19 protein-coding genes are annotated in these 13875 nt (G+C 33.1%); 18 read left to right on the plus strand and 1 reads right to left on the minus strand.

Annotated features, from left to right (window positions below; genetic code table 11):
* The first annotated feature begins 243 nt into the window (after positions 1 to 243).
* The gene (locus WKT09_RS12860) at positions 244 to 378 is read left to right on the plus strand and encodes a hypothetical protein (protein WP_340416412.1); all 135 of its coding nucleotides are present in this window, start codon (positions 244 to 246) and stop codon (positions 376 to 378) included.
* Positions 379 to 401: 23 nt separating this feature from the next.
* Here the strand turns inward: WKT09_RS12860 and WKT09_RS12865 are convergent, their stop codons facing one another.
* A complete protein-coding gene (locus WKT09_RS12865; protein ID WP_340416413.1) occupies positions 402 to 1034 on the minus strand; it encodes a YigZ family protein in 633 nt (210 codons plus the stop codon).
* A gap of 59 nt (positions 1035 to 1093) precedes the next feature.
* Here WKT09_RS12865 and WKT09_RS12870 point away from each other — a divergent pair, with 59 nt between their 5' ends.
* The 17 genes from WKT09_RS12870 (at position 1094) to WKT09_RS12950 (ending at position 13840) form a co-directional block, all read left to right on the plus strand.
* Positions 1094 to 2236 (plus strand): sensor histidine kinase, encoded by a 1143-nt coding sequence (locus WKT09_RS12870; RefSeq protein WP_340416414.1) that lies wholly within the window; start codon positions 1094 to 1096, stop codon positions 2234 to 2236.
* A gap of 35 nt (positions 2237 to 2271) precedes the next feature.
* A complete protein-coding gene (locus WKT09_RS12875; protein WP_340416415.1) occupies positions 2272 to 2967 on the plus strand; it encodes a response regulator transcription factor in 696 nt (231 codons plus the stop codon).
* A gap of 24 nt (positions 2968 to 2991) precedes the next feature.
* Positions 2992 to 3834 (plus strand): DegV family protein, encoded by an 843-nt coding sequence (locus tag WKT09_RS12880; protein WP_340416416.1) that lies wholly within the window; start codon positions 2992 to 2994, stop codon positions 3832 to 3834.
* A gap of 14 nt (positions 3835 to 3848) precedes the next feature.
* Positions 3849 to 5354: a DEAD/DEAH box helicase gene (locus tag WKT09_RS12885; RefSeq protein WP_340416417.1), complete on the plus strand. Its 1506-nt coding sequence runs from the start codon at positions 3849 to 3851 to the stop codon at positions 5352 to 5354.
* A complete protein-coding gene (locus WKT09_RS12890; RefSeq protein ID WP_340416418.1) occupies positions 5351 to 6037 on the plus strand; it encodes a ComF family protein in 687 nt (228 codons plus the stop codon). The genes WKT09_RS12885 and WKT09_RS12890 overlap by 4 nt, the downstream gene beginning before the upstream one ends.
* A gap of 38 nt (positions 6038 to 6075) precedes the next feature.
* On the plus strand, positions 6076 to 6501 hold the full coding sequence (locus tag WKT09_RS12895) for a TIGR03826 family flagellar region protein (protein WP_340416419.1): 426 nt from the start codon (positions 6076 to 6078) through the stop codon (positions 6499 to 6501).
* A 71-nt stretch (positions 6502 to 6572) separates the two neighbouring features.
* Positions 6573 to 6833 (plus strand): flagellar biosynthesis anti-sigma factor FlgM, encoded by a 261-nt coding sequence (flgM, locus tag WKT09_RS12900; protein ID WP_340416420.1) that lies wholly within the window; start codon positions 6573 to 6575, stop codon positions 6831 to 6833.
* A gap of 33 nt (positions 6834 to 6866) precedes the next feature.
* A complete protein-coding gene (locus tag WKT09_RS12905) occupies positions 6867 to 7343 on the plus strand; it encodes a flagellar protein FlgN (RefSeq protein ID WP_340416430.1) in 477 nt (158 codons plus the stop codon).
* A 27-nt stretch (positions 7344 to 7370) separates the two neighbouring features.
* Positions 7371 to 8903: a flagellar hook-associated protein FlgK gene (gene flgK / locus WKT09_RS12910; RefSeq protein ID WP_340416421.1), complete on the plus strand. Its 1533-nt coding sequence runs from the start codon at positions 7371 to 7373 to the stop codon at positions 8901 to 8903.
* Between the two features lie 10 nt (positions 8904 to 8913).
* On the plus strand, positions 8914 to 9813 hold the full coding sequence (gene flgL / locus WKT09_RS12915; RefSeq protein WP_340416422.1) for a flagellar hook-associated protein FlgL: 900 nt from the start codon (positions 8914 to 8916) through the stop codon (positions 9811 to 9813).
* A gap of 91 nt (positions 9814 to 9904) precedes the next feature.
* Positions 9905 to 10477: a DUF6470 family protein gene (locus WKT09_RS12920; protein WP_340416423.1), complete on the plus strand. Its 573-nt coding sequence runs from the start codon at positions 9905 to 9907 to the stop codon at positions 10475 to 10477.
* A gap of 17 nt (positions 10478 to 10494) precedes the next feature.
* Positions 10495 to 10950 (plus strand): flagellar assembly protein FliW, encoded by a 456-nt coding sequence (fliW, locus tag WKT09_RS12925; RefSeq protein ID WP_340416424.1) that lies wholly within the window; start codon positions 10495 to 10497, stop codon positions 10948 to 10950.
* The gene (gene csrA, locus WKT09_RS12930) at positions 10944 to 11168 is read left to right on the plus strand and encodes a carbon storage regulator CsrA (RefSeq protein WP_340416425.1); all 225 of its coding nucleotides are present in this window, start codon (positions 10944 to 10946) and stop codon (positions 11166 to 11168) included. The genes fliW and csrA overlap by 7 nt, the downstream gene beginning before the upstream one ends.
* A 78-nt stretch (positions 11169 to 11246) precedes the next feature.
* Positions 11247 to 11591: a flagellar protein FlaG gene (gene flaG, locus WKT09_RS12935; RefSeq protein ID WP_340416426.1), complete on the plus strand. Its 345-nt coding sequence runs from the start codon at positions 11247 to 11249 to the stop codon at positions 11589 to 11591.
* An 18-nt stretch (positions 11592 to 11609) separates the two neighbouring features.
* Complete coding sequence (gene fliD, locus WKT09_RS12940; protein ID WP_340416427.1) at positions 11610 to 13055, plus strand: flagellar filament capping protein FliD; 1446 nt, start codon at positions 11610 to 11612, stop codon at positions 13053 to 13055.
* A 36-nt stretch (positions 13056 to 13091) separates the two neighbouring features.
* Positions 13092 to 13484, plus strand: coding sequence for a flagellar export chaperone FliS (gene fliS, locus WKT09_RS12945; RefSeq protein WP_340416428.1), 393 nt, complete (start codon positions 13092 to 13094; stop codon positions 13482 to 13484).
* Positions 13484 to 13840 carry a flagellar protein FliT gene (locus tag WKT09_RS12950; RefSeq protein WP_340416429.1) on the plus strand — a complete coding sequence of 119 codons (357 nt, stop codon included), beginning with the start codon at positions 13484 to 13486 and terminating at the stop codon, positions 13838 to 13840. The genes fliS and WKT09_RS12950 overlap by 1 nt, the downstream gene beginning before the upstream one ends.
* Positions 13841 to 13875 lie beyond the last annotated feature (35 nt).

Genomic DNA, 13875 nt, shown 5'->3' on the forward strand with positions numbered 1-13875 from the left:
TGATTTCACATTTATATACTTCTTATTACTTATTTGTTACGTAAGTGTTTAAAATATATTACATCCTTTATTATACAATTAAATGGAAATAGAAACAATTACTATATGTAAAAATACCGAATATGTTAATTTGATTACAAATTTTAAAATCAGTTGTGAAAACGTCAAAAGTTGTCGTATAATATAAATGTAGTTCAAATTATTTACATAATAAGTATTAATTCTTTAAAAAGGATGGGTTATGTGGTTGATCAAGAGTACTTAAAATCATTTTTGAAAACGTTAATTCAAGATGCGGAAAAAAATGACACAAAAACGGTAGAGGAACTTGTACAAAAAATTGTAGCAGAATTAGAAGGAACCCTCGTACACTCTTAATATACGAAGAGTAACGAGGGTCTTTATACATCAACTTCAATATATTTTTGTTCTATATCTTTGATATCGACTTGATTATTGGATAAGTTCACTATAAAATCTTTAAATTGTTGAATTTGATTTATATGTACGAAAACATTCATATTGATATGTTCGATATATTCTATATGGTCAATAATATACTCACTATTTCTTAGCTCATTTTCAATTTTACCTAAAAGAGGATAAGCAAAACTTACTAACATGCCTTGCATTAATTGTCTTTCAACAATACCAACGTTTTTAATTGTTTCAGATGTTGTGGAGCTATATGCACGAATAAGTCCGCCAGCACCAAGTTTGATACCACCAAAATACCTTGTAACTACGACGGCAGTATTTTTCAGTTGAAGCTTTTTCAGGACCTCGAGCATAGGGATACCTGCTGTTCCACTTGGTTCACCATCATCATTTGCTTTTTGAATTTCATCATTGTCACCGATGATGTAAGCAGAACAATTATGTGTTGCATCATGATGTTTCTTCTTTATACGTTGGATAAATTGTTGTGCTTCCTCTTCGTCATGGACACGAGTAACATAGCCGATGAATCTTGACTTTTGTATGGTGATTTCGTGAAATCCATCACACTTTATAGTATAGTATTTAGATAACATATATAATTCCTCCGATATGCATATTAATATGATTATAACATAGGTCGGTGAATAAAATGGTGTTAGACAAACGAGCAAAAGAAAGATCGCTCGACATGATTGTGGAAGAAATGAAAAATGTTGTTGAAAAAACTAAAGATGATATTTTCGATATTAGCGAGGAAGCGATTAGTGAATTAGAAGCCTTAGAAAGCAAACTTGCGACGATTAAAAAGAAAATTTTAGATTATATAAAGGCAGAAAATATATTAACACGTGAAGTACAAGCATCAAGACAAAAACTACTATTAGTAAGTAGAGAATTTGATACGTATTCAGAAGATGATATTCGTGAAACCTATGAACATACACATGAAATGCAAACACGTCTAGCCATTAATCATAAAGAAGAGAAATTACTTCGACAGCAGCGTGATGAAATAGAAAGACGAATTATTCGTTTAAATAAAACAGTGCATCAAGCGAATGACTTAGGACGAAAAGTATCTGTTGTGCTTAGTTATTTACAGGATGATTTTAATGAATTAAACGAAGTGTTAAAAACTGCAAAAGAGAAACAACAAATTGGTTTGAAAATTATTGAAGCACAAGAATTAGAAAGAAAACGGTTATCGAGAGAGATGCATGATGGTCCAGCACAGATGTTAGCAAATATTTTGTTACGATCAGAAATCATCGATTTATCTGTAAAAGGCGGAAATATTACAGAGGCTGTATCTGAATTGAAAAATGTTCGTGGAAATATTCGATCTGTATTAAGGGAAGTTAGAAGAATTATTTATGATTTACGCCCAATGGCTTTAGATGATTTGGGAATTATTCCGACAGTGAAAAAACATGTTTCGACAATGGCTGAAACATATCATACACATATAGAATTACAATTAATTGGTGAGGAAAAAAGATTAGAATCAAATTATGAAGTAGCTGTATTTCGATTAATTCAGGAATCGTTACAAAATGCATTAAAACATGCTGAAGCGACAAAAATTTATGTTACTTTACAAATAGAGCAAGATGAAATAATGATTGTTGTTCTAGACAATGGTAAGGGCTTTCGAACAGATGAAGTGAAACGTAATTCATTCGGTTTAATGGGGATGAAGGAAAGAGTGGAAATGTTAAATGGACATTTTCATATTAATTCTACACTAGGAAAAGGAACAACAATCAAAATAATACTACCATATATTGTAGAATGAAATTTTGATTAATAAATCGAGGAGGGACCGTTAAAATGGTTGAAAATGAAGTAATTACAATTGCATTAATAGATGATCACAAATTATTTCGCGAAGGAGTTAAGCGTATTTTAAGTTATGAACCATCATTTGAAGTAATCGCGGAAGCAGATGATGGTCGCGAAGCAAAAACAATTATCGAGCAATATAACCCAGATGTCGTATTAATGGATATTAATATGCCTGAAATGAATGGGATTGAAGCGACGAAAGAATTAATTGAAACATATCCAAATACAAAAATTATCATTTTATCTATACATGAAGATGAAACGTATGTTACACATGCATTACAGTCTGGTGCACAAGGGTATTTATTAAAAGAAATTGATACAGATTCTTTAATGGAAGCAATCAAAGTAGTAAATGAAGGTGGATCATATTTACATCCAAAAGTAACACATAATTTGGTGGAAGATTATCGCAAGTTAATTGAGGATAAAGAATTGAACAGTAATAATGTTCATGCGATTGAATATAAAAAACCACTACATTTATTAACACGTAGAGAATGTCAAGTACTACAATTATTATCAGATGGACAAAGCAACCGAAAAATTGCCGAATCATTAGTTATTAGTGAAAAAACAGTGAAAAACCATGTTAGTAACATTTTGCAAAAAATGGATGTAAATGACCGTACACAAGCTGTTGTAACTGCAATTAAAAACGGTTGGGTAGAAGTGTTTTAACGGACATAGTAAGGAGAGACTAGAATGAAGTTAGCAGTTGTTACAGATAGTACAGCTTATATTCCAGAAGATTTGTTGGAGAAATATAATATTTATACCATTCCATTAAGTGTAATATTTGGAGAGGAATCTTATCGTGAAGGGATCGACATTACGACAGAAAAATTTTATGAAAAGGTAAAAAAGGAAAAAAAACTACCGACAACATCACAACCACCAATTGGTGGATTTGTAGATTTATTCGAACATTTAGCTGAACAATATGATGCCGTAATTTCCATTCATTTGTCGAGTAAGTTTAGTGGAACATTTGATGCTGCAAAAACAGCGAGTTCTATGGTGAATGATATTGAAGTTTATCCCTTTGATTCTGAATTGAGTACAATGCCGCAAGGATTTTTTGTACTAGAAGCTGCTGAATTAGCGCAAAAAGGTGCACATATAGATGATGTGATTCAAAGATTAAACGAAATGAAAGAAAAAACTCGTGCATACTTCATGGTAGACGATTTAAGCCACTTACAACGAGGTGGACGTTTAAATAGTGCTCAAGCCATATTAGGAAGCTTATTAAATATTAAACCGATTTTACATATTGTAGATGGCTTAATTATCCCATTCGAAAAAATTCGTACGAGAAAAAAAGCAGTTGCTCGAATTATGTCCATGTTAGAAGAGGATATTGAAGAAAAAGAAGTGAAACGAGTGGTATTTATTCATGCAAATAATGAACAGCAAGTAATGAAAATTCACGATAAATTTGCGAAAAAATATCCTCATATAGAAACATTGAATAGTTATTTTGGTCCTGTAATTGGAACTCATTTAGGTGAAGGGTCTATCGGTGTATCGTGGCAAACAAAATAAAGTGAGGGATGTTGATGAAACATGTAATGAAAACATCTCCATATGGTAAGTTAGGGAGAGTAGAAACACTCTCCCAATTTACTCAATTCCCCAAAATAGAAAAACTATTAAATCCTACATTACAACAATTTTTTACAGGTAAATTACTCCGCAAAGAAGAACTCTCATTAGAAGAACAATCATTTCAAATTTTATGGAATAATGGATATTTTAAAACACATCCAGCAATTACAAAAAATAAAGGAACATATATGTGTCATCGTTGCCATAATAGAAAGAACCATTTATTTGGTGTGATTCCTTGCCAACGTTGTCATAAAACCCATGTTTATTGTAGAAATTGTATTATGATGGGGCGTATGTTACAATGTGATTTTTTATATGAATGGATAAAAAGTCCTTATGAATGGCCCAAAATGAAAGAATCACTAAAATGGGATGGAACTTTATCGCATGCCCAACAATATGCTGCAAAGGAAATCGTGAGTGCCGTAGAAAACAATGAGCAACGGTTGATCTGGGCTGTAACGGGTGCTGGAAAAACAGAGATGTTATTTTTAGGTCTCGAACGAGCTTTTGCCCAAGGAAAAAGGGTTTGTTTAGCTTCACCAAGGATGGATGTTGTAAAAGAATTAATTCCAAGATTTACACGAGTATTTCCCCATGTAGAAATAGAGGCATTACATAGTGATGCAACAAATAAAAGAGGTGTTGCACAGTTCATTATTTCAACAACACATCAACTATTACGTTTTAAAGAAGCTTTTGATGTAGTGATAATTGATGAAGTGGATGCATTTCCATACTATTTGGACCCGCTTTTACAATTTGCGACAAAGAGGGCAAAAAAGCAACATGCTGCAATGATTTATTTAACTGCGACACCTAGAAAAGATTTTTTACGAACATTAAGAAAAGAAAAAGTTCCAATCATTTTTGTTCCAGTTCGCTATCATTTACAGCCACTTCCAATGCCTACGATGTTATATGTACATCGATTAACAGAAAAAATAAAAATGAATCAGCCGATCAAACAAGTAGAACAATGGTTACAAAAACGGAAAAAGCAAGAACGACAAGTGCTTATTTTTATGCCGTCGATTCAACAATTAAAAGATTATAAAGAAACCGTTTGTCAAAGTTTTTTACACCTACATATTATTAAATATCATGATCAACTTGATACCGTATATGCCGATGATGACATGCGTGACAAAAAGATAGAAAGATTTAGAAATAAAGAATTAAAAGTTTTAATGACGACAACTATTTTGGAACGTGGTGTTACGTTTCCTTCCGTCGATGTCATCATTTTAGGAGCAAGTAATCATATATTCGATGTTGCAGCTTTAGTGCAAATCGCAGGACGGGCAGGAAGAAGTAAAGATGATCCCCAGGGACATGTTCTATATGTACATGACGGTTTAACAAATGCAATGCTTGAAGCGAAAAACATGATACGAATGATGAATCAGAAACGGAAGAACATGTTGAAAAATAACGTGGTGAAAAAGATATGAACTACTGTTTATATTGTGGCGAGAAAATAAGTAAGACGATTTCTTGGGGGACATTATTTGTATTAGAGGCGGATAAATATAGTTGTGAAAAATGTGTGCAAGCATTTCAAGAAATAAAAGGCGAGTATTGTCGACGTTGCTATAAACGATGTGAACAAGAATGTTGTGATGATTGTTATAAATGGAAAGTAATATATGATGGAAACGATCCTTTACATAAAAATATATCTATTTATCATTATAATGATAAAATGAAAGATGTTATATCGAAATGGAAATATCGTGGTGATTACGCGCTCGGTGATATATTTAAACAAAAATTCCAAACCGTTTTTCAGGAAAATTTTTCACAAATCAACAAAAATACTTTAATTGTTCCAATTCCATTAAGTGAAAAAAGATTGCACGAACGTAATTTCAATCAGGCGGCTCAATTAGCTTCCTTTCTAACAACAAATATTTCACCTATATTGGAACGGACACATACAGAAAAACAATCGAAAAAAAGCAGGAAGGAACGATTAATGTCAAAAAATCCATTCCTTTTAAGAGAAAAAGTTCAATCAGACGTGATATTAATTGATGATATTTATACGACGGGACAAACAGTACGTCATGCAGCAAGTTTGTTAAAACAAAATGGTTGCACAAATATTTATGCATTCACATTAGTTAGAGGGTAAAATAGACAATATAGAAAAAATTATTATAGGTGATGAAAATGACGGAATTAGCAAACTGTAATAGTTGTGGAAACGTATTTGCAAGAGGAATTCGAGATATTTGTCCTGCGTGTTATAAAGAGGAAGAAATTGCTTTTCAAAAAGTATATAAATATTTATCGAATAAACGAAAAAGAGAAGCGACAATTGATGAAATAGCGAGAGATACAGAAGTTGATAAAGAATTAATTATGAAATTTTTAAAGCAAAACCGATTACGTAATTCAAATTTTCCAAAGCTTTCTTATCCATGTGAAATGTGCGGTATTGCAATAATAGAAGGTAAGCTATGTGTAACATGTAGTGTTTCACTTCATAAGCAATTACATCAACATGAAGAAGAGGAAAAGAAACGAACAGAACGAATGACGCAAGAAGAACGACAACAAGTGTACTATACAATAAATAAAGACAAAAAACGTTAAACATTCTAAAAAAATTGCCGATACATAAAGTAAGCATGATTAGATACGTATATTAAAGAGAGGTGTGTCGAATGAAAATACAAGGACCGAATCCGTATCTTCAAATATATAATCAGCAAAAACAGTCATCTATTCGTAAAAAAAGTGATCAAAGAACAGATCAATTAAATATTTCTCCAGAAGCAAAAATGATGCAAATGAAACAGACAGAACAATCGGAACGTGCACAATATGTGCAAGAACTGAAAGAAAAAGTCCAATCAGGAACATATGAAATAAACTACGAACAAGTAGCGGAAAAGATGATCGACTATTGGAAATGGGGAAAATAGTAGGAGGTTAGGAAAATTTCTACACAATTATTGATGAATCATTTACAAAAATTACTTCAGGCACATGAACATCTACTCTCTGTTTCCAAAGAAAAAACAGAGATTATTAAAGCGGGTGAAGTAGAGCGATTATCAAATATTTTAATGGAAGAAAGAATGCACGTACAAACAATTGAACAAGTGGAAAAAAAACGTTTGCAAGTAACAAATGAGCTTTATGATCAGTTACAAATAAAATCTAAAAATCCTTCTTTAAATGAATTAGTAACCTATATCGAAAATGATGCTGAAAAAACTGCATTATTAGAGGATATGACAAAATTAATTGATATCATAACAGCTTTAAAAGCGAACGAATCTTTAAATAAACAATTAATCGAACAATCCATGCAGTTTATCCAACTATCGTTACATATGATGGAACCTTCTATGGATCGTATGAACTACGGAGGGGAAAAGCAAACATCGACTCATCAAACGAAGCGTTCGATGTTTGATTCGAAGGCATAAATATAAGCAATAAAAGGAGTAATATAATTGAGTACTTTCCAAGGATTAGAATTAGCCAAAAAAGCTTTATATGCACAACAAGGGGCATTATATACGACAGGACATAATATCGCGAATGTTAATACAACGGGATATTCTCGCCAACGTGTAAATTTTGAAACGACCTCTCCATTTCCGATGCCTTCTCGTGTCATGCCAACGATTGCAGGGCAAATTGGTACGGGAGTTGAAATTGGAACGGTTGAAAGAGTGCGTGATCAATTTTTAGATAAGCAATTCCGTGCTGAAAATAGCCGTGCCAATTATTGGAGTACAAAAAGTGAAGCTTTATCTAGAATGGAAGAGGTATTAAATGAACCTTCTGAAGATGGGCTGAGTGCACAAATGGATTTATTATGGCAAGCATTACAAGACTTAGCGGATCATCCGGATAATGACGGAGCAAGATCAGTTGCCGCACAAAGAGCACTAGCATTAACGGAAACATTTAATCATTTGTCGAAAAGTTTACAAGCAATCCAAGGCGATTTAAAAGAACAAATCGACGTATCTACCAAAAATATTAACTCATTGTTATCACAAATTAATGGTTTAAATGAGCAAATCCAAAAAATAGAACCACACGGTATGTTAGCGAATGACTTATATGATGAACGTGATCGTTTAATGGATCAACTATCTAATTACATGAATATTAAAGTTGATTATACGAAGAGTAGTGATAGTTCTTTACAGATTGCAGATGGTTTGGCTTCTATTCAATTAATTGATCGTTCAGGTCAATCTTTTGATCCACCTATTTATTTAATAGATGCACGTGATCGGGACAATGTAATCGTGAATGAATTTGAATTAGCTTATAATGATGCAGATAACGCTGAAAAAGGTTTAGTTTCTACTATTACAGTAGATGGTGTGGACGTATTACAGAATATATTAAGTTCGGAAGGGACATTAAGTGGTCTCTTGGAATCGTATGGTGTTGTTGGTGGAGGAGAAAACAATTTATATCCGAATATGCTTAATGAATTAAATAAAATGGCAAAACAATTTGCAGAAGCATTTAATACGCAACATCAAGCAGGCATAGATGCAAATGGGGAACCAGGAAAAGCATTTTTCGTCACGAAAGATGGATCTACGGATATTACGGCAGAAAACATAACAGTATTAGGTGAGATTGTGAAAGATCCTACTCTAATTGCCGCGAGTGCTGTAAATGGTGGAAGTAGAAATGGTGATAATGCTCTAGACCTTGCGAAAGTATTTGATAAAGATATTGAGGGGCTAGATGATACATCTGTTAGAAAATATTTTATTGCGCTTATCGGAGATTTAGGTGTAAAAGGGCAAAAAGCAAATACGATGAAAAATAGTACAGATATATTAAAATCACAAATAGAAAATTCTAGAATGTCTGTAACAGCAGTATCGTTGGATGAGGAAATTTCCAATTTAATTAAATTTCAACATGCCTACAATGCTGCTGCAAGAAGTATGACAGCAATCGATGAACTAATCGATCGTGTCATTAATCAAATGGGAATTGTCGGAAGGTAAGGAGATAATTATGCGTATTACACAAACAATGTTGCAAAATAATATGTTGAAAAATTTATACAGTAGTCAAGCGCAAATGAATAAATATATAACGCAAATTAATACGGGAAAGAAAATTTCTCGTCCATCTGATGATCCGGTTATCGTCATGAAAGGGATGGGATACCGTACAGAAGTAACGGAAGTGGAGCAATATCGCCGTAACACATCTGAAATTTGGAACTGGATGGACCATACTGATGATGCATTAGATAAAGCGACAAAAGCGATGCAAAGAATCGAAGAGTTAGCTGTTCAAGCTGCAAACGATACGAATGATAAAGATGAGCGTGAAGCCATTGCAAAAGAGGTGGAGCAATTACAACGCCAATTAGTCGAAATTGCTAACACGAATGTGAATGGAAAGTATATTTTTAATGGGACAGACACAAATGTAAAACCAGTGGAAGTGGATGCGGAAGGAAATATCGTCGTTACAGATACAGATGGTAGAAACCAGGATGTGAATATTGAAGTATCTAAAGGAATTACATTTGATGTTAATATGGATCCAGATAAGATGTTTAATAAAGAACTATTTACAAATATGAGCGATTTTATTTCTGCTTTAAAATCGGATGATCCGAATCAACAAGATGAAATGAACCGTGCACTTGAAAATTTAAGAAAAGGTATGACAGATATCGTTAATACACGTGCAGAGCTTGGGGCTAAAATGAATCGTCTTGAACTTATTGAAGATCGATTATCTCATCAAGAAATTATTGCGAAAGATACAATGATGAAAAATGAAGGTGTCGATTTTGAAGAAGCGGTTATGAATTTATTAACACAAGAAGTTATTCACCGTGCAGCATTATCTGCAGGCTCGAAAATTATTCAACCTTCATTAGTGGATTTTTTACGTTAATAAAATGGTTGAGACAGTTTACTAGATACAAGTGATCTATGTGAAACATTGTCTCAGCCTTTTCACTATTTTTAGGAAAGGGTGACTCCATATGAATATTCCTCAAATAAGAATGGAATCACAATTTGCCAAAATTGCATGGAGACAAACAAATGCTCATGTAGAAATAGAGCAACCGAATGCCATCGTGTCAATTGAACAGCCAAAAGCACACGTTGCAATCGAAACAAGAAAAGGAAAATTAACGATTGATCAATCGAAGGCATGGGAGCAAATGAATATGTACGGTCCGATTCGAGCAGTTGAAAAAACAGCAGAAGAGGGCAAAAGGGCTATTCAGGAAGGGATAGTAAGAAGAGCGGAACAAGGGGCACAATTAATTAATATTCATGATGAGGTTAATTATATAGCCGAACTGGCTAAAGAAAATGGCCAACGACCGATGAAGCAATTAAATATAGGATTTATTCCACAGCCATTTTCAGTAAATATCCAGTACGAAAAAGCAACTGTCGATGTTCAAATTGAACCAAATAAGCCTATTATATCTGTCCAAATACGTAAGCCTGAAATTACATACCATCCTGGAAATATAGAGATTTTTATGGAAGAGGATGCATCATTGCACATTGATTACACGAATCTATATGAGGATGAAACATAAAGGTTGGAGGTTACATAATGAAAATTAAAACGAAATACTTAAATGAAGTTGTCATTGAAGAAGAAAAAATTATTCATTTTGAACAAGGGATTCCAGGTTTTCAAGAAGAAAAAAATTTTGCTCTGCTAGATTTACCTAACAATGATCTATTACAAATTTTACAATCAATAGAGACAAAGGAAATTGCATTTATTGTAACAAATCCACATATATTTTATCCGGCCTATGAGTTTACTTTAGAAGACTATGTAGTGGATGCTTTACATATTGAAAAGGAGAAAGATATTGCAATTCTTACCATTATGACGATACATGAGCCGTTTGCGAAAAGTACGATTAACTTAAAAGCACCTATTATTATTAATACCAGGAATAAAAAGGGAAAACAATTTATTTTAAATGATGAAACGTTTAAAATGAAAGCCGCTATCTCAAATTCTTTTAATCATAAAGGAGGAGAAGCGGAATGTTAGTATTATCGCGAAAAAAGCAACAATCTATCCGTATTGGGAATGATATTGAACTGACCGTAGTTGCAATTGAAGGAGATCAAGTAAAATTAGGCGTGAAAGCCCCTAAAAATATTGAAATTCATCGTGGAGAAGTATATGAAGCAATTCAAATGGCAAATAATGAAGCGGTACATGTGCCAGTCGATGTAATAAAATTAATGAAAAACAATCCGTTATAATTTTCTTATAAACACTTCATATTTTTCTAATAATGGTCGATATAAAGAGTAGTAAAAGAATAGGGAGTTGTGTAACATATGAATATTTCTGATAAAATATCTCAACCAATGACTATGTCACAGAATCCCTCCTCTTTGGAGGATGCAACAAATCGACTATTACAAACGAAATTAATTAAAGAAGTACATAAAAATGTAAAAAAAGAAGATGTGCAAGATGCAGTAGAACGGATGAATCATTTCATTGATCCATTTCAAACGAATCTGAAATTTGTGTTTCATGAAGAATTAAATGAATATTATGTAACAGTTGTCAACCCGGTAACAGAGGAGATCATTCGTGAAATACCTCCGAAAAAAATGCTAGATATGTATGCAGCAATGACGGAATTTGTCGGTATCGTTGTAGATGAACAAGTGTAGAGAAAGGACGGATAAAAGATGGTTATGCGAGTAGGTGGAATCGTATCTGGTATGGATATCGAAGCAATGGTGAATAAATTAATGGAAGCTGAGAGAACGCCATTAACGAAAATGAAGCAACAACAAACAACATTAGAATGGAAACGGGATGCATTTCGTGAAATAAATAGTGCATTGTTAGAGTTAGATAATATTGTTCGAGACATGAAATATACACGTGCATACAATTCGAAATCAACAACCTCTGCATTAAGCAATGTTGCAACTGCAACAGCTGGTACAGCAGCAACGAACGGGACGTACAACATTGATGTGAAATCTTTAGCAACGAGTGAAATGCAAGTATATGCTGCTCCAGCTGACACTGTATTTGAAAATGACGGACAGTTTACATTTAGTACATATGATGAAAAAGGCGAACCAATCGAACATACGGTTGATGTAAAAGCAGGTGACACATTAAAAACCGTATTGAAAAATATGGAAAGTGCTAGTAATGGAAAAGTTCGTGCATTTTTAGATGAAACATCAAACAAAGTTGTATTGGAAACGACTCGAACAGGTATATACAACGAAAATGGTCCAGAAATTGTATTTACAGGTGATGATCATTTCTTCTTAAGTAAAGTAACAAAGATCGAAGAACAAGGACAGGCAGCTTCGAATGCTCAATTTATTTATAATGGCGGTTTAACAATCGATTCCCGTGATAATCATTATTCATTAAGCGGCATTACATTTAATTTACATAGTGTGGGACAAACAGATATTACAGTTCGTACGGATGTCGATAGTGCATTTGATCATATCATAAAGTTTGTGGATAAGTATAACGAAGTAATTGAAAAAATGAATGCATCACAAACAGAAGAAAAGTTTCGTAGTTTCCAGCCATTAACAGAAGAACAGAAAAAAGAAATGTCAGAAGATCAAATAAAGCAATGGGAAGAGAAAGCAAAAAGTGGTATTTTAAAAGGTGAATCATCACTCCGCGACGGGATGTATACATTGCGTAGTAGTTTACAAGGAGTCGTAGATAATGACGGACCATTTAAGTTATTAAGTGACCTCGGTATTACGACGACAAAAAACTATTTAGATGGAGGAAAACTCGAAGTCGACGAAGAAAAATTACGTAGCGCATTAGAAACAGATGCAGATGCGGTATACCAATTATTTGTAGGGGATGAAGAAGGCAAAGCGAAAGGATTAATCCATCGTTTTGATGAAGCATTAGATCATACACGTGCAAAAATTGAAGAAAAAGCAGGTAAATCAACACATACTTTAGATAACTATGTGATTGGAAAACAAATGAAAGATTTAAATACACGCATTGCAGATTTCGAAAAACGTATGGTACGGGTAGAAGAACGATACTGGTCACAATTTACCGCAATGGAAAAAGCTATTTCGAATTTAAATCAACAATCTTCTTATCTATTCTCGCAATTTGGTTCATAGGCAATAAATTTATTATGTAGGAGAGTGTCATAATTTATGATGGCAAAACAGTACCAAGCATATCAAGATAATTCAGTGACGACAGCTTCAGGACCACAGTTGACCTTAATGTTATATAACGGTTGTATTAAATTCATCAATCAGGCAAAACAAGCTTTGGAAAAAAATGATTTTGAGGCAAAAAATGAATGCATTCAAAAGGCACAAAACATTATACAAGAATTAATGCTAACACTAGATCCAAAAGTTGAAATATCGAATCAAATGATGCCTTTGTATGAATACATTCATTATCAGTTACAACAAGCGAATATAAAAAATGAGGTATCTTATTTAGATGAGGCATATACGTATGTAGTAGATTTCCGTGATACGTGGAAAGAGGTTATTAAATTAACAGCGAAAAATAATAAGCGAGAAAAGGTCTAATGAAAACATTACAAGCGTTGTATGATCTTTCCGTTCATATGCTTACCTCTTTAGAAAAGGTGCCAGATGATATCGAGGAACGTGAACATGTTATTGCATTAATTCAAACCTTTATTGAAAAACGAGAACAACTTGTACAACAAATCCAAGGACCATATAGTGAAGATGAAATGCAATTAGGCAAACAGTTGGTCAAGCTCGATGAACAAATGAATCATAAAATGAATGATTTATTACAACAAATTCAAATAGATATGAAAAAAATAAAAGCAAAGAAAAAATTAAATCGTTCCTATATTAATCCGTACGGTAATATTAAAACGACGGATGGAATGTATTTGGATAGTAAACAATAAAAAAGAAATTATTTCCTTTTTTATTGTTTATTTTT

Source organism: Pseudogracilibacillus sp. ICA-222130 (assembly GCF_037892545.1).
Lineage (GTDB): Bacteria > Bacillota > Bacilli > Bacillales > Amphibacillaceae > Pseudogracilibacillus.

Excerpts from the sequence above, each read along its gene's own strand:
- fliD (WP_340416427.1), top strand. The coding sequence starts at position 11,610 with ATGGTTATGCGAGTAGGTGGAATCGTATCTGGTATGGATATCGAAGCA.
- fliW (WP_340416424.1), top strand. The coding sequence starts at position 10,495 with ATGAAAATTAAAACGAAATACTTAAATGAAGTTGTCATTGAAGAAGAA.
- WKT09_RS12865 (WP_340416413.1), bottom strand. The coding sequence starts at position 1,034 with ATGTTATCTAAATACTATACTATAAAGTGTGATGGATTTCACGAAATC.
- WKT09_RS12885 (WP_340416417.1), top strand. The coding sequence starts at position 3,849 with ATGAAACATGTAATGAAAACATCTCCATATGGTAAGTTAGGGAGAGTA.
- flgL (WP_340416422.1), top strand. The coding sequence starts at position 8,914 with ATGCGTATTACACAAACAATGTTGCAAAATAATATGTTGAAAAATTTA.
- WKT09_RS12905 (WP_340416430.1), top strand. The coding sequence starts at position 6,867 with ATGAATCATTTACAAAAATTACTTCAGGCACATGAACATCTACTCTCT.
- WKT09_RS12875 (WP_340416415.1), top strand. The coding sequence starts at position 2,272 with ATGGTTGAAAATGAAGTAATTACAATTGCATTAATAGATGATCACAAA.
- WKT09_RS12895 (WP_340416419.1), top strand. The coding sequence starts at position 6,076 with ATGACGGAATTAGCAAACTGTAATAGTTGTGGAAACGTATTTGCAAGA.
- WKT09_RS12950 (WP_340416429.1), top strand. The coding sequence starts at position 13,484 with ATGAAAACATTACAAGCGTTGTATGATCTTTCCGTTCATATGCTTACC.
- fliS (WP_340416428.1), top strand. The coding sequence starts at position 13,092 with ATGATGGCAAAACAGTACCAAGCATATCAAGATAATTCAGTGACGACA.
- flgM (WP_340416420.1), top strand. The coding sequence starts at position 6,573 with ATGAAAATACAAGGACCGAATCCGTATCTTCAAATATATAATCAGCAA.
- flaG (WP_340416426.1), top strand. The coding sequence starts at position 11,247 with ATGAATATTTCTGATAAAATATCTCAACCAATGACTATGTCACAGAAT.
- WKT09_RS12890 (WP_340416418.1), top strand. The coding sequence starts at position 5,351 with ATGAACTACTGTTTATATTGTGGCGAGAAAATAAGTAAGACGATTTCT.
- WKT09_RS12880 (WP_340416416.1), top strand. The coding sequence starts at position 2,992 with ATGAAGTTAGCAGTTGTTACAGATAGTACAGCTTATATTCCAGAAGAT.
- csrA (WP_340416425.1), top strand. The coding sequence starts at position 10,944 with ATGTTAGTATTATCGCGAAAAAAGCAACAATCTATCCGTATTGGGAAT.
- WKT09_RS12920 (WP_340416423.1), top strand. The coding sequence starts at position 9,905 with ATGAATATTCCTCAAATAAGAATGGAATCACAATTTGCCAAAATTGCA.